This is a genomic window from Phenylobacterium sp. LjRoot97, from assembly GCF_964254345.1.
Classification (GTDB): Bacteria; Pseudomonadota; Alphaproteobacteria; order Caulobacterales; family Caulobacteraceae; genus Phenylobacterium.
Window position 1 is genome coordinate 116,937 of sequence record NZ_CAXUTH020000001.1, and the last position, 14,803, is coordinate 131,739.

Annotated in this window: 14 protein-coding genes; 12 read left to right on the plus strand and 2 right to left on the minus strand. The window is 71.0% G+C overall.

The features are described from left to right. The first annotated feature begins 7 nt into the window (after window positions 1-7). Window positions 8-187, plus strand: coding sequence for a hypothetical protein (locus ACSQ2H_RS00615; protein ID WP_436059554.1), 180 nt, complete (start codon window positions 8-10; stop codon window positions 185-187). Here the strand turns inward: ACSQ2H_RS00615 and ACSQ2H_RS00620 are convergent. After that, window positions 184-702: an N-acetyltransferase family protein gene (locus ACSQ2H_RS00620; RefSeq protein ID WP_436063521.1), complete on the minus strand. Its 519-nt coding sequence runs from the start codon at window positions 700-702 to the stop codon at window positions 184-186. The genes ACSQ2H_RS00615 and ACSQ2H_RS00620 overlap by 4 nt on opposite strands. 122 nt (window positions 703-824) lie before the next feature. On the opposite strand from ACSQ2H_RS00620, the gene mutS reads away from it, so the two are divergent. Together mutS and ACSQ2H_RS00630 are read left to right on the plus strand one after the other, a co-directional pair. Then, entirely contained in the window at window positions 825-3,509 is a 2,685-nt protein-coding gene (gene mutS / locus ACSQ2H_RS00625) for a DNA mismatch repair protein MutS (RefSeq protein WP_436059555.1), read from the plus strand. Continuing rightward, window positions 3,506-4,099, plus strand: coding sequence for an HAD family hydrolase (locus tag ACSQ2H_RS00630; RefSeq protein WP_436059556.1), 594 nt, complete (start codon window positions 3,506-3,508; stop codon window positions 4,097-4,099). The genes mutS and ACSQ2H_RS00630 overlap by 4 nt, the downstream gene beginning before the upstream one ends. Here the strand turns inward: ACSQ2H_RS00630 and ACSQ2H_RS00635 are convergent. Further along, on the minus strand, window positions 4,096-5,577 hold the full coding sequence (locus ACSQ2H_RS00635; protein WP_436059557.1) for a methyl-accepting chemotaxis protein: 1,482 nt from the start codon (window positions 5,575-5,577) through the stop codon (window positions 4,096-4,098). The two genes, ACSQ2H_RS00630 and ACSQ2H_RS00635, sit on opposite strands and share 4 nt — an antisense overlap. A 259-nt stretch (window positions 5,578-5,836) precedes the next feature. On the opposite strand from ACSQ2H_RS00635, the gene ACSQ2H_RS00640 reads away from it, so the two are divergent. From ACSQ2H_RS00640 to ACSQ2H_RS00680, 9 genes are all read left to right on the plus strand, one after another. Continuing rightward, the gene (locus tag ACSQ2H_RS00640) at window positions 5,837-8,656 is read left to right on the plus strand and encodes a [protein-PII] uridylyltransferase (protein ID WP_436059558.1); all 2,820 of its coding nucleotides are present in this window, start codon (window positions 5,837-5,839) and stop codon (window positions 8,654-8,656) included. Between the two features lie 46 nt (window positions 8,657-8,702). Next, the gene (murJ, locus tag ACSQ2H_RS00645) at window positions 8,703-10,328 is read left to right on the plus strand and encodes a murein biosynthesis integral membrane protein MurJ (protein WP_436059559.1); all 1,626 of its coding nucleotides are present in this window, start codon (window positions 8,703-8,705) and stop codon (window positions 10,326-10,328) included. A 146-nt stretch (window positions 10,329-10,474) separates the two neighbouring features. Continuing rightward, window positions 10,475-11,509: a tryptophan--tRNA ligase gene (trpS, locus tag ACSQ2H_RS00650; RefSeq protein ID WP_436059560.1), complete on the plus strand. Its 1,035-nt coding sequence runs from the start codon at window positions 10,475-10,477 to the stop codon at window positions 11,507-11,509. A gap of 35 nt (window positions 11,510-11,544) precedes the next feature. Beyond that, window positions 11,545-12,054, plus strand: a complete 510-nt coding sequence (locus ACSQ2H_RS00655) for a universal stress protein (RefSeq protein ID WP_436059561.1) — start codon at window positions 11,545-11,547, stop codon at window positions 12,052-12,054. 48 nt (window positions 12,055-12,102) lie between these two features. Next, on the plus strand, window positions 12,103-12,675 hold the full coding sequence (locus tag ACSQ2H_RS00660; RefSeq protein ID WP_436059562.1) for a NifU family protein: 573 nt from the start codon (window positions 12,103-12,105) through the stop codon (window positions 12,673-12,675). A 10-nt stretch (window positions 12,676-12,685) separates the two neighbouring features. Beyond that, entirely contained in the window at window positions 12,686-13,216 is a 531-nt protein-coding gene (locus tag ACSQ2H_RS00665; protein WP_436059563.1) for a hypothetical protein, read from the plus strand. Beyond that, a complete protein-coding gene (gene tsaB, locus ACSQ2H_RS00670; protein ID WP_436059564.1) occupies window positions 13,216-13,851 on the plus strand; it encodes a tRNA (adenosine(37)-N6)-threonylcarbamoyltransferase complex dimerization subunit type 1 TsaB in 636 nt (211 codons plus the stop codon). The genes ACSQ2H_RS00665 and tsaB overlap by 1 nt, the downstream gene beginning before the upstream one ends. Continuing rightward, window positions 13,848-14,300 (plus strand): GNAT family N-acetyltransferase, encoded by a 453-nt coding sequence (locus ACSQ2H_RS00675; RefSeq protein WP_436059565.1) that lies wholly within the window; start codon window positions 13,848-13,850, stop codon window positions 14,298-14,300. Before tsaB ends, ACSQ2H_RS00675 begins: the two co-directional genes overlap by 4 nt. A 42-nt stretch (window positions 14,301-14,342) precedes the next feature. After that, the gene (locus tag ACSQ2H_RS00680) at window positions 14,343-14,750 is read left to right on the plus strand and encodes a Fur family transcriptional regulator (RefSeq protein WP_436059566.1); all 408 of its coding nucleotides are present in this window, start codon (window positions 14,343-14,345) and stop codon (window positions 14,748-14,750) included. Window positions 14,751-14,803: the final 53 nt, after the last annotated feature.

A 14,803-nucleotide genomic window follows, 5' to 3' on the forward strand; every position in this document is an offset into this window, starting at 1 on the left:
TGAACTGTTGCTGCGCCATCTCGAAGGCGTCGCGCCGGTCGACGGCGATCTGCTGGAAGCCCTCGACCTGGCGCTCAGCTTCGACGTTTGGCGTCGCCTGCGCGAGGACCAGGGGCTGTCGGTGGAGGCGGCCCAGCGCGTGGTCGCGGCGATGGCGCGCGCGGTCGTGGCGAAGCTGGCCGCCTAGCCGCCGGTCAGGCTGCGGATGTCGGGCCAGCGATAGCTGACCTCGTGGGTGACGCCGCCCGGGCCGGGTTCGCGCCGCGGCGCGTCGGCCAACCCGCCGAGATGCTCGTAGAACTGCCGGGCGGGAATGTTGTCGCGAAGCACCGACAGCATCAGGCTGGTCGCGCCGTTGGCCGCGAACACCCGCGCCATGCCAACCATCAGCTCACGGCCAAGACCTTGCCCCTGCGCCGCCTTCAGCACGTAGAGCGTCATCACCTCGGCTTCTCCCGGCCGCTGCGACCGCGAGGGCCCGCCGGAGGCGTAGCCGACCAGCCGCGACCGGTCGGCGGCGACCAGCGTCGCCTCCCTCTCGGCCGGACGCAGCAGTCCGGCGCGGAAGCGCCGCGCATAGACCGGCACGGACATGCGCGCGAGGTAGGAGTCCGGCAGCAGCCCCTGATAGGTCTCGCGCCAGGCGGTGATGTGCACGCGCGCCAGGTCCTCGGCGTCGTCCGGTCCGGCGGGAAAGATCACGTGCGGCAAGTGCGGCTCCTCACTTAGCCACAGCTTGGAAGTCGCAGGCCCTGGTTCAAGGGGCCTCACGCGGCTGTCAGGGGCTGACGGATCGCGCGGGCGCCATTAGCTTCCGCTGACCCATGAACGCCCCGACCTCCGCCATTCCCGATCCGACCGGCGCCACGCCGGTCATGGCCCAATTCTTCGAGGCCAAGGCCCGCCAGCCCGACGCGCTGGTGTTCTTCCGCATGGGCGACTTCTACGAGCTGTTCTTCGAGGACGCCGAGAAGGCCGCTGCGGCGCTTAGCATCACCCTGACTGCGCGCGGCAATCACGGCGGCGCGCCCATCCCGATGTGCGGGGTGCCGGTGCATGCAGCCGAGGCCTATCTCGCCAAGCTGGTCCGCTCCGGCTTCAAGGTCGCGCTTTGCGAACAGACCGAGGACCCGGCCGAGGCCAAGAAGCGCGGTTCGAAATCCATCGTGCGCCGCGACGTCGTGCGTGTCGTCACCCCGGGCACCCTCACCGAGGACGGCCTGCTCGACGCCCGCGGGGCCAACCGGTTGGCCGCCGTCGCCGTCCGCGCCGGCGCCGCGGCGGTGGCCAGCGTCGAGCTTTCCACCGGCGAGGTGGAGTGCATGGCGCTGTCGCGTGACAGCCTGGCCTCGGCCCTGGCCGCGCTCGGCCCGTCCGAGACCCTGGTCCCTGACCGCCTGTTCGCCGACGAGACGCTGACGTCGACGTTCAAGTCGGCCGGCGGCCTGATCCAGCCGATGCCCTCGGCGCTGTCCGAGCCCTCGGCCTCGGAGGCGCGGCTCAAGCGGCTCTATGGCGTCGAGACCCTCGACGGCTTCGGCGAGCTGACTGGCGCCGAGATCTCGGCCCTGGGCCTGATCGCCGCGCATCTGGAGACCACCCAGGCCGGCAAGCTGCCGGCGTTGACCGCCCCGCGACGGGCGGGCGAGGCCGACGTCATGGCCATCGATCCGGCCACGCGATCGAGCCTGGAGATCGAGAAGTCGACCTCCGGCTCGCGCGACGGCTCGTTGCTCGGCGCCATCGATCGCACCATCACCGCGCCTGGCGCGCGCCTGCTGGCCTCGCGGCTGGCCCGGCCGCTGCTGGACCCGGCCGCCATCGATGCGCGCCTCGACGCCATCGAATGGTTCTGCGAGCGCCGCCCGTTGCGCGCCAAGCTGCGCGATCAGCTGCGCGGCATGGGCGACATGGCCCGCGCGTTGTCGCGGCTGGCGCTCGGCCGCGGCGGCCCGCGCGACCTCGGCTCGCTGAAGGCCGGCCTGGCGGGCGGCGAGGCGATCTTCGGCCTGTTCGCCGCGCCCGAGCCGCTGGATCCGGCCCCGGCCGAGATCGCCGGCGCCCTGGCGGCGCTGCATCCGACCACCGATCTCGAACTGGCCGATTTCCGCCGCATGCTGGCCGAAGGCCTGGGCGAGGACCTGCCGGCCCAGGCCCGCGACGGCGGCTTCGTGGCCGCCGGGGTCCGCGCCGAGCTCGACCAGGCCCGCGCCCTGCGCGATGACAGCCGCAAGGTGATCCTGCAGCTCGAGGCCAGGCTGGCCGCCGAAAGCGGTGTGGCGCTGAAGATCCGCCACAACGCCGTGCTCGGCTATTTCGTCGAGGCCACAGCCAAGGCAGCAGAGCCTTTGATGAGCGCGCCGCTCAACACCACCTTCATCCACCGCCAGACCCTGGCCAACCAGGTCCGCTTCACCACCGTCGAGCTGGCCGAACTGGACGCCCGCATCGCCCAGGCCGCCGAGCGCGCCCTGGCCATGGAGGTCGCCACCTTCGAGGCCTGGCGCGAGGCGGCGATCCGCATCGCCAAGGCCATCCAGGCGGCCGCCGAGGGCGCGGCGCGGCTCGACGTCGCGGCGGGGCTGGCCGAGTGGGCCGACGATGTCGGCGCCGCGCGGCCGGTGGTCGACCGCTCGACCGTGTTCGAGGCCCAGGCCGCCCGCCACCCGGTGGTCGAGGCCGCGGTCAAGCGGGCCGGCGACCCCTACACCCCCAACGACTGCGCGCTCGACGGGGCCGGCGCGGCGGCCGCGCGGCTGTCGATCGTCACCGGGCCGAACATGGCCGGTAAGTCGACCTTCCTGCGCCAGAACGCCTTGCTGGCGGTGCTGGCCCAGGCCGGCTGCTATGTGCCGGCCAAGGCCTTGCGGATCGGCGTCGTCGACCGGCTGTTCAGCCGCGTCGGGGCCGGCGACGACCTGGCCCGCGGCCGGTCGACCTTCATGGCCGAGATGGTCGAGACCGCCGCCATCCTCACCCAGGCGACGCCGCGCTCGCTGGTCATCCTCGACGAGATCGGCCGCGGCACGGCCACCTATGACGGCCTGGCCATCGCCTGGGCCTGCGCCGAGGCGCTGCACGAGACCAACCGCTGCCGCGGCCTGTTCGCGACCCACTATCATGAGCTGGCGGTGCTCGAGGACCGGCTGGCCCACGTCTCCAACCTGTCGCTTAAGGCCAAGGAGTGGAACGGCGACCTGATCTTCCTGCACGAGGCTGGTCCTGGTCCCGCCGACCGTTCCTATGGCGTGCAGGTCGCTAAGCTGGCCGGCGTGCCGCCGGCGGTGGTGGTCCGTGCGCGTGAAGTCCTTGATCGGCTGGAACGCGAGGCCGGCGCGCCCGCGCACCTGGAAGACCTGCCGCTGTTCGCCGCCCATGCGGCCGAGCCGGAGGCGCCCGCGTTCGGACCGAGCGAGGTCGAGGCGCAGCTCCAGACCCTCGACCTCGACGGCATGAGCCCGCGCGAGGCGATGGCCGCGCTCTATCGGCTGAAGGAACTGATGCGGTGAAGGCGCTGATGGTCGATGTGGACGGCGTCATCGTCGTCCATCCCGACCCCGCCGGTTGGGCCGTCCATCTGGAGCGCGACCTGGGGCTCTCCAAGGCGCGGCTGCAGGAGGCGTTCTTCGCGCCGCATTTCGACGATGTGGTGCACGGCCGCGCCGTCCTGCGCGAGCGTCTGGCGCCGGTGCTCGCCGAGATCGCGCCGCACCTGACCTGCGACCAGCTGTGCGCCTACTGGTTCGAGAACGACAGTCACCTGGACCATGACCTGCTGGACCAACTCGCCGCACTCGGCGCCCAGGGATACGCGCTGCACCTGGCGACCGTGCAGGAGCACGAGCGCGCCGCCTATCTCTGGAACGAGATGGGGCTGAAGGATCGCTTCGACGCCATCCACTACGCGGCCGACCTCGGCCACGCCAAGCCGGCCGACGGGTTCTATGCGGCGATCGAGGCGCGCACCAACTATGCGCCCGGGGACCTGTTCTTCATCGACGACAAGGCCGCCAACGTGGAGGCGGCCCAGGCGCGCGGCTGGAGGGCGGCGCTCTGGACCGGCCGCGAGCGGCTGGCCGATCTGATGGCGCGGGCCTAGGCGGCGCGGCGGGCGGCGGCCGAGGCGCCGGTCGCCAGCCGGAAGCGGCCGATCAGCTGCGACAGGTTCTGGGCCTCGCGCGCCAGGTCGGCGGCGGCGTTGGCGGTCTCCAGCACCATGCCGGCGTTCTGCTGGGTGACGCGGTCCATCTCGTTGACGGCGCTGTTGACTTGGCCGAGGCCGATGGCCTGCTCCTGGGTCGAGCTGGAGATGTCGGCGACCAGGCCGTGAACTTCGCTGACCCGGCCGACGATGCGGCCCAGGGCCTCGCCGGTCTCGCCGACCAGATTGACGCCCTGGCTGACCTGTTCGCTCGAAGCGCTGATCAGGGCCTTGATCTCCTTGGCGGCGTCGGCCGAGCGCTGGGCCAGCGCCCGCACTTCCGAGGCGACGACCGCGAAGCCCTTGCCAGCTTCGCCGGCGCGGGCCGCCTCGACGCCGGCGTTGAGCGCCAGGAGGTTGGTCTGGAAGGCGATCTCGTCGATCACGCCGATGATCTGGCTGATCTGCTTGGAGCTGTCCTCGATCTGGCCCATGGCCGAGATCGCGGCCTCGACGACCGGGGCGCTGGTCTCGGCTTCCTTGCGGGCGTCGGCGACGGCGCCGGACGTCTGGCGCGCGGTCTCGGCGGCGCGCTGCACGGTGACGGTGATCTCTTCGACCGCGGCGGCGGTCTCCTCCAGGCTGGCGGCCTGGTTCTCGGTGCGGCGCGCGAGGTCGTCGCCCGAGCTCTTCATCTGGCCGACCGTAGCGGTCACCGCCGACACGGAATCGACCACCGCGGCGATCGCGCCGTGCAGTTCGCCGACCGCGCCGTTGAAGTCGTCGCGCAGCTGGGCGTAGTCGCCCGACAGCGGGGTTTCGATGCGGCTGGTCAGGTCGCCGCGAGCCAGGCCCGACAGCGCCGCGGCCAGGCTGCGGACTACGGTCGCCTGTTCGGCGGCCGAGCGGGCCTTCTCGGCCTCTGCCTTGGCGCGGTCGGCCTCGGCGGCCTCGAAATAGACGTCCAGCACCAGGCTCATGTCGAGCATGGCGCCCTTGATCAGCGCCGACAGCGTCTCGGCCAGTTCGGCGTTCTTGGCCTTGGCGCCGAAGCCCTTGGCGCCCTTCTCGGCGACCACGGCGCGGACCAGCTGTTCCAGCACCAGCGCGTAGCCGCCGATGTACCAGCGCGGCTCCAGTCCGATGCGGGCGTGCACGGCGCCGATGGTCTGGACCGACTTGGCGTAGTCGGTGGTGAACTCGCCCGAGGCGATGCCCTGCCAATGGCGCAGCTGGGCGTTCTGGGCCTTGGTGATGTGGCCGTCGTCGCGGAAGTGCACCTTGGTCTCAGGCGTCGCCCGGACCTGGGCGTAGAAGTGGTCGAGCGCGCCGGGCAGCTTCTCGGAGATCAGCGGTTGCGCCGCTCGCAGCGTCTTGCGGGTCTGCGGCGTCACCTGCATGAACTCCAGGCGCCCGTCCAGGCTCTTACCCGTCATAATCCACTCCACCATAAGCCGCTGCCGCAGTCCTTGGGCGGCCGTGGTTAAGGATGGGTAAGCAGTTTCCCAATCAGCCCAAGTCCTAGCGACGAAGTCTGCAAACTGAAGCTTGAGACGTCGCTCTACCTGCGGTCGGGACGATTTTCAGGCGCCATCGGTCTTCTCGGCGCTGCGCCGCCGGTTTCGGTTTGCCCTGGTCGCGGCCCGGCTCAGAGGAGAGGATGCCGCAGCTTCCGGAAGTGACTATATCGACGCTATGCCGCCTCGCCTTCGACCCACCCGCCTGGAATACGTCGTCGACGGCGTGCGCCTGCGCGCCCAGCTCTCCGCCGCCGCCCTCGACGCCGCCGGCGACGAACAGGAACAGCGCCGCCGGGCGCTCGACATCCTCAAGCAGGCCCTGTTCCGCGGCCGGATGATCGCCAAGGAGCGGCTGGAGAACGGCGCCGGCGGCATCGAGACCGCACGGCTGCTGTCGGGCGTGACCGACGAGGTGGTCACCGCGCTCTACGACTTCACCACCGTCCACGTGTTCCGGGCCCGCAACCCGACCGAGGGCGAACGCTTGGCGCTGATGGCGGTCGGCGGCTACGGCCGCGGCACGCTCGCCCCGTTCTCCGACCTCGATCTGCTGTTCCTGCGCCCCTACAAGCAGACCGCCCACACCGAGAGCGTGATCGAGTACATGCTCTACGCGCTCTGGGACCTCGGCTTCAAAGTCGGCCACGCCTCGCGGACAGTCGAGGAGTGCCTGAAGCTCAGCCGCGAGGACTACACGATCCGCACCTCGATCCTGGAGGCGCGCCAGCTCAGCGGCGACGCCGCCCTGGCCGAGGAGCTGGTCCAGAGGTTCCGCGCCGAGGTGGTCAAGGGCACCGCCGCCCAGTTCGTCGCCGCCAAGCTCAAGGAGCGCGACATCCGCCAGGAGCGGGCCGGCGCCAGCCGCTACCTGGTCGAGCCGAACGTCAAGGAAGGCAAGGGGGGGCTGCGCGACCTCAACACCCTGTTCTGGATCGCCCAGTACCTGCACCCGGTCAGCCACGTCGACGGCTTCGTCCAGCTGGACATGTTCGATCGCAAGGAGGTCTCCGCCTTCATCAAGGCGTTCGACTTCCTCTGGGCGGTGCGCTCCCACCTGCATTTCGCCACCGGCCGCCCGGAAGAGCGGCTGACCTTCGACCTGCAGCCCGAGATCGCCCGCCGGATGGGCTATGGCGACCGTGGCGATGCGCCGGCGGTCGAGCGGTTCATGCGCCGCTACTTCCTGATCGCCAAGGAGGTCGGCGCCCTGACCCGGGTGTTCGCCGCCAAGCTCGAGGCCGAGCAGATCAAGCAGCAGCCCAAGGGTCTGTCGCGGCTGATCCCCGGCCGCGGCCGGGCCAAGCGCAAGAAGCTGGATCCCGGCTTCCACGAGGAGGGCGGTCGCCTGAACGTCGACGGGCCGCAGGTGTTCGAGGCCGATCCGGTCAACCTGCTGCGGCTGTTCCGGCTGGCCGACCAGCGCGATCTCGACCTCCATCCGGACGCCTTCACCGCCGCCAGCCGCTGCGCCAGCATCATCGGGTCCAAGGTCCGTCGCGACCCCGCCGCGGCCAAGGTGTTCCTCGACATCCTGGCGCATGGCCGCGATCCGCAGCGGGCGCTGTCGATGATGAACGACGCCGACGTGCTCGGCCGGTTCATCCCGGAGTGGGGCCGCATCGTCGCCCAGATGCAGTTCAACATGTACCACTCGTACACCGTGGACGAACACACCCTGCGGGCCGTCGGCGTCATCGCCGACATCGCCAACGGCCGCTTCGCCGAGGACCACCCGCTGTCGACCGCGGTCATGCCGCTGATCGACGACCGCGAGGCGCTGTTCCTGGCCATGCTGCTGCACGACACCGGCAAGGGCGGGGCGGGGGGCCAGGAAAAGGCCGGGGCCCGCGCCGCGCGCTCGGCCTGCGAACGCCTGGGCCTCGACCGCAAGCGCATCGAGATGGTCGCCTGGCTGGTCGAGCATCACCTGGTGATGAGCGACTACGCCCAGAAGCGCGACGTCTCCGACCCGCGCACCGTCGCCGACTTCGCCCGCATCGTGGAGACGCCCGAGCGGCTGCGCCTGCTGCTGGTGCTGACCGTCGCCGACATCCGCGCCGTCGGGCCGGGGGTCTGGAACGGCTGGAAGGGCCAGCTGATGCGCGAGCTCTATGGCGCCACCGAAGCGGTGTTCCGCGGCGGTCGCGGCTCCGACGCCGCCGCCGCCATCCGCCGCTATCACGAGAACGCCGCCTACGACGCGCGCGTGCGCCTGATCACGGCCGATCCGGCCGCCACCGACTGGGTGCAGGCGATGGAAGACGCCTACTTCACCTCGTTCTCCGACGCCGAGATCCTGGTCCACGCCAGCCTCGCCCGCCGCGCGGCCGACAGCGGCGCGGCCGCCGAAGGCCACATCCGCGCCGGCCTCAATGCTTCCGAGGTGGTCATCGCCGCCCCCGACCGCTCGCGCCTGTTCGTCGACCTCGCCGCCGCGGTCACCGCCGCCGGCGCCAACATCGTCGGGGCGCGGGTGTTCACGTCCCGCCAGGGCCAGGCGCTCGACGTCTTCTATGTGCAGGATGCGACCGGCGCGGCCTACGGCGCCGACAATCCGCGCTCCCTGACCAAGCTGGCCGACGCGCTGGCGGCGGCCGGCCGCGGCGAGCTGACCAAGTCCGAACCGCGCCGGGTGACCGACTTTGGTCGCGCGGCGGCGTTCACCATCACCCCGACGGTGATGCTCGACAACGAGGCCTCCGAGGTCTCGACCGTCGTCGAGGCGTCCGGCCGCGACCGGCCCGGCCTGCTGGTGGCGCTGGCCCGCAACCTCGCCGACGCCGGGCTGTCGATCCTCTCGGCCCACATCGACGGCTACGGCGAGCGGGCGGTCGACGCCTTCTACGTGATCGAGCGCGACGGCGGGAAGCTCACCGATCCCAAGCGGATGGCGGCGCTCAAGTCCCATCTGATGGCGGCCCTGGAGGAGGTCGAGGCCGCGGCGCCGAAACCACGCGCCAACCTGCAGAAGGCGCGCGCTAGCGTCGCGCGCTGACGGGGCGGCTTGACCGGTGCGGCCGCATAAGCGCACACCAAGCCCCGTGACCGCAGCCGCCACTCCTGCCGCCAAGAGCGGACTGATCCGCTCCTCCCTGCTGCTGTCGGGCCTGACCCTGATCAGCAGGTTCATGGGATTGGCGCGGGATCTGGTGCTGACCGCGCGGCTGGGCGCCAGCGCGACCATCGCCGCCGACGCCTACTACACCGCCCTGGCCTTCCCGAACCTGTTCCGGCGGATCTTCGCCGAGGGCGCGTTCTCCTCGGCCTTCATCCCGTCCTACACCAAGACCCTGACCGGCGAAGGCCAGGCCGAGGCCGATCGCATCGCCTCCGACGCGCTGGCCACCCTGGCGGCCGCCACCATCGCCATCACCTTGGCCGCGCAGCTGGCCATGCCGTGGCTGATGTACGTGATCAATCCGGGCTACGCCTCGGATCCGGCCAAGTTCAAGCTCGCCATCGTGCTGACCCAGATCAGCATGCCGTATCTGCCGTGCATGGCGATCGGGGCGCTGCTGTCGGGCGTGCTCAACGCCCACCGCCGGTTCATCATCACCGGCATCTTCCCGACCATCCTCAACCTGGTGATGCTGATCGCGGTGATCCCACAGGACGATCCGATCCTGGCCGCCTACGCCGCCTCCATCGCCATTCCGATCGCCGGCGTGTTCCAGGCCGCGCTGCTGTGGTGGGGCGCGCGCAAGTGCGGCGCCCACATCCGCCTGCGCTGGCCCTCGCTGACGCCCGAGATCAAGGCCCTGATCGCGCTCGCCGTGCCTGGGGCGATCGCCGCCAGCGCCGTGCAGATCAACATCTTCATCTCCGGCATCCTGGCCTCTCAAGTCGCCGGAGGCCGCGCCTGGACCGAGGTCGCCGCCCGGCTCTACCAGCTGCCGCTCGGCCTGATCGGCGTGGCGGTCAGCGTCGCCCTGCTGCCGCGGCTCTCCAGCGCCATCCAGGCCAAGGACCATGACGACGCCCAGGCCGCCACCGACCAGGCGGTGATCTTCTCGCTGGCCCTGACCGCGCCGGCCGCCGCGGCCCTGATCGCGATGCCGTTCTTCCTGATCGACGGCCTGTTCACCCGCGGCGCCTTCACGATCGAGGACGCCCGCCAGACCGGCTGGATCCTGCTCAACTACGGCTGGGGCGTGCCGGCCTTCGTGCTCGCCCGGGTGCTGCAGCCGGCCTTCTTCGCGCGCGCCGACACCAAGGCGCCGATGCGCTTCGGTCTGATCTCGGTGGCGGTGAACATCGTGCTCGGCCTGGCGCTGTTCCAGGTCATCGGGGTCAAGGGCATCGCCGCGGCGACCAGCGCCGCGGCCTGGATCAATGTCGCCCAGATGGTGCTGCTGCTGGCCAAGCGCGGCGATTATTCGCCGACCAAGGCCGCCTGGAGCCGCATCGGCCGCATCGTCGCGGCCAGCGCCGCGTTCGGCGCCCTGCTGGCCTTCGCCTCGCACGAGCGCGACTGGCTGGAGGCGCCGCTGCGCGGCTTCCACTTCGTCGGCCTCGGGGCCAAGGAGATCGCCGTGCTCGCGGTCGCCGCCGTCGGGGTGGCGGTCTATGGCCTGCTGCTGCTGGCCTTCCGCGGCATCACCCCCAGCGAGATCAGGACCGCCCTGCGGCGGCGCCCGGGCGACGCGGCGGTTTCGGCCGACCTCTGACGGGCTTGCGGTCACGGCCCTCAGGCCTTATTCGCTGAGCCATGGCTAGCGGACAAAACACGTGGCGATGGCGTAGCGCCTGATCCCCGCCTTTCCCGGCGCGATCCTGCGCGCCTGCCTGTCCACTTCCTTTGGAAGCCGATCCCATGACTGACCAAGCTCCCCCCGCCTACACGGGTCCCCAACGCGTGCTGTCCGGCGTCCAGCCGTCCGGCGCCCTGCACCTCGGCAACTATCTCGGCGCGCTGGTGAAGTTCGCCCGCCTCCAGCACGAGGTGGAGACCTTCATCTTCGTCGCCGACATGCACGCCATCACCGTGTGGCAGGATCCGAAGCTGCTGGCCGGCCAGGTGCGCGAGATCACCGCCGCCTACCTCGCCTCCGGCCTCGATCCCAAGGTCGCGACCATCTTCCCGCAGTCGGCGGTGCCGGAGCACGCCGAGCTGGCCTGGATCTTCAACTGCGTCGCTCGCCTCGGTTGGCTCGACCGGATGACCCAGTTCAAGGAGAAGTCGGGCAAGCACAAGGAGCGCTCGAGCGTCGGCCTCTACACCTACCCGGTGCTGCAGGCCGCCGACATCTTGCTCTACAAGGCGACCCAGGTGCCGGTCGGCGACGACCAGCGCCAGCATCTCGAGCTGACCCGCGACGTGGCCGCGAAGTTCAACCACGACTTCGAGGTCCCGGGCTATTTCCCGCTGCCCGACGCCATGACCCAGGGGCCGGGCGCGCGGATCATGTCGCTGCGCGACGGTGCGGCCAAGATGAGCAAGTCCGATCCGTCGGACAACTCGCGGCTCAACCTGCTCGACGACGCCGACGTCATCGCCCAGAAGCTCCGCAAGGCGAAGACCGACCCGGAACCGCTGCCGGAAACCCTCGAAGAGCTGAAGGCGCGGCCGGAGGCTGAAAACCTGGTCGGCATCTACGCCGCACTCGACGGTCGCACCTCGGCGCAAGTGCTCGCCGAGTTCGCCGGCCAGGGCTTCGGCGCCTTCAAGCCCAAGCTCGCCGATCTCGCGGTCGCCAAGCTCGGGCCGGTCGGCGACGAGATGCGACGCCTGATGGCCGACCCGGCCGAGATCGACCGCGTCCTGGCGGCCGGCGCCGAGCGCGCCCGCGCCGCCGCCGCCCCGACCCTGGCCGAGGTTCGCAAGATCGTCGGCTTCTGGGGCGCCTGATCGGCGTCGGCTGAAACCCTACCGCTGAAGGCGGCTTGCGCAGAACCCCCACGCAGGCCACCGTCCGCGCCATGAGCCAACGCAAGTTCCTCGTCATCGCCGACGACAGTCCGGAGTTCCAGGCCGCCCTGCGCTTCGCCTGCCGGCGCGCGCGCTCGACCGGGGGTCACGTGGCGTTGCTGCGGGTCATCGAGCCGGCGGTGTTCGAGCACTGGAGCGGCGTGCGCGAGGAGATCGAGCGCCAGGCCCGCGAGGAGGCCGAGGCCGTCCTGCACAAGATGGCCGAGTTCGTCATCGCCGAGACCGGCATGCCGCCCGAGTTCATCATCATGCACGCCGAAAGCACCCGCCAGGCGCTGCGCAAGGTCATCTCCGAGGACCCGGACATCAAGATCCTGGTCCTCGCCGCCTCGGTCGGGGGCCGCGGCCCGGGCCCGCTCGTCTCGTCCATCGCCAAGGACGGCGTGAAGTGGGGAACCCGCAAGCTGCCGGTGACGGTGGTGCCCGGCGACCTCACCGACGACGAGATCGCCGATCTGGCCTGACGTTCCGCCACGCTTGCGATTCGACGTCCAAAGCGCCACATCTGGCGCATGTTCATCCAGACCGAAGCCACCCCGAACCCCGAGGTTCTGAAGTTCCTCCCCGGCCGCGAGGTCCTCGCCGAGGGTTCGCGCGATTTCCGGGACATGGACGAGGCCCAGGTCTCGCCGCTGGCGGCCGAGCTGTTCGACATCGAGGGCGTCACCCGGGTGTTCTTCGGGTCCGACTTCGTGACCGTCGGCAAGGACCCGGACCATGACTGGCCGCTGCTGAAGGCGCCGGTGCTGGCGGCGATCATGGACCACTTCACCTCGGGCCGGCCGCTGTTCGTCGAGAGCGCCGCCGAGGCCGGCGGTCATGACGAGGCGGTCTATGAGGGCGAGACCGCCCAGGTGGTCGCCGAGATCAAGGACCTGCTCGACACCCGCATCCGCCCGGCCGTGGCCCAGGACGGTGGCGACATCCTGTTCAACCGCTTCGACGCCGACACCGGCGTGGTCTGGCTGCACATGCGCGGCGCCTGCTCGGGCTGCCCGTCGTCGTCGGCCACGCTCAAGGCCGGGGTCGAGAACATGCTCAAGCACTATGTGCCCGAGGTCACCCGCGTCGAGCAGACGCTGTAGGGCGAACCGCGTGGGGGCGATCCGGACCTTGATCCTGGCGCTGGCCGGGGCCGCCGCGCTGGCCGCGCCCGCCGCCGCCAGCGACGACGACTGGCCGGTGCTCAAGGGCGTCTCGCTCGAGGGCGTGCGCCCGTGGGGCGCCTTCGCCGTCTACCGCGCCGACCGCAGCGTCACCGGCGTTTCGCTCTACCTGCGTGAGGGGCAGACCATCGCCCGCCGGGTCGAGACCCGCGATGGCGAGGGCGCCGTCATCAGCTGGGCGGCGGCGCGGACCTGCCCCGCCCTGACCACCGCCGTGGCCGGGCTGGAGAAACTTCCGGTCCCGCGCATCGAGGTTCCGGGCATCGGGATCAAGCCGCCGCCGGCCGCCGCTTCGGCCAACGCCGACAGCTATCTGCTCTGGGCCGAGGACGCGCGCTTCGCGACCTCGCCCTATCCGGTGCAGCTTGAGGTGCGTGGCGAGGGCGGCTCGCCGATGGCCGGCTGGATCGACGCGGGCCTGCGTCGCCTGGCGTCCTGCTGGAGCCCGAGCCAGCCGTGATGATCCTGGCGCTCGACACCTGCCTGTTCGCCTGTTCGGCGGCGGTGGTTCGCGACGGCGCGGTGCTGGCCGGCCGAATCGAGCCGATGAGCCGCGGCCACCAGGAGCGCCTGGCGCCGTTGGTCGCCGAGATCATGGCCGAGGCTGGCGTCGGCTTCGACCAACTGGACCGCATCGCCGTCACCGTCGGCCCCGGCTCGTTCACCGGCCTGCGCGTGGGTCTCGCCTTCGCCAAGGGCCTGTCGGCTGCGCTTGGCGTTCCGGCCGTCGGCGTCGGCTCGCTGGAGGCCCTCGCCCAACCCCACAAGGGCCGGGTGATCGCCGTGCTCGACGCCAAGCGCGGCCAGGTCTACCTGCAGGCCTTCGCCGACGGCGCAGCTGTCAGCGCTCCGGACGCCCTGCCGATCGAGACCGCCGCCGCGCGGGTCGCCGAACTGGCCCCTGACATCCTGGTCGGGACCGGCGCGGCGCTGCTCGCCGAGATGCGGCCCTCGGCCCGCGCGATTACGCTCGACCATGCCGACCCGGCCGCCGTCGCCGCGCTCGGCGCGAGCCGCAGCCCGGTCCCGCCGCGCCCGCTCTATCTGCGCGCGCCGGACGCCAAGCTGCCCGGCGGCAAGAGCCTGTCCGAATGAAACTTCGCGGCGCCTGGGGGCACGAGGCGCAGGCCCTGGCGCAGATTCACGCCGTCGCCTTCGACCATGCCTGGTCCGCCGCCGAGATCGCCGAGCTGCTGGACGGGCCGGGCGGCTTCGCCCTGCTGGTCGAGAACGAGACCCCGCTGGCCTTCATCCTCTGCCGCGCCGTCGCCGGCGAGGCAGAGATCTTGACGCTGGCGGTCGATCCGGGCGCCCGCCGCCGCGGCCTCGCCCGCGCCCTGGTCGACGCCGCGGCCGGCGCGGCGCGCATGGCCGGGGCCGACGTCATGTTCCTGGAGGTCGCGCACGACAACCTGCCGGCCCTCGGTTTGTATGACGCCGCCGGCTTCGAACGGGCCGGATTGCGCCGTGGCTACTACGATCGCGGCGCCGCAGGAGCGGCCGACGCGGTTGTTATGCGTCTCGACCTTGGCCGCGAGGCCTAGTCGCCCTATCCTTGTGGCGAGTTGAATACCGAGGAGACTGTCGTGGATCGGATCGAAAGCCTCTGCGTCGAGAAGGGCATGCGAATGACCGAGCAGCGTCGCGTCATCGCGCGCGTGCTGTCGGCCGCACATGACCACCCCGATGTGGAAGAGCTGTACCGCCGTGCGCACGAGGTCGACCCGCACATCTCGATCGCCACCGTCTACCGCACGGTGCGTCTGTTCGAGGAAGCCGGCATCATCGCCCGGCACGACTTCCGCGACGGCCGCTCGCGTTACGAGGAAGCCACCGAGGTCCACCACGACCACCTGATCGACATGAAGACCGGCAAGGTCGTGGAGTTCGTCGACGAGGAGATCGAGGCGCTGCAGGAGGCCATCGCCCGCAAGCTCGGCTACAAGCTGGTCGACCACCGGCTCGAACTCTACGGCGTGCCGATCGAGGACTGAGGCGCGGTTCGCGCCGTCCCCGCGTCAGGTGGAAAACTTGCGTGGGGCCGCTC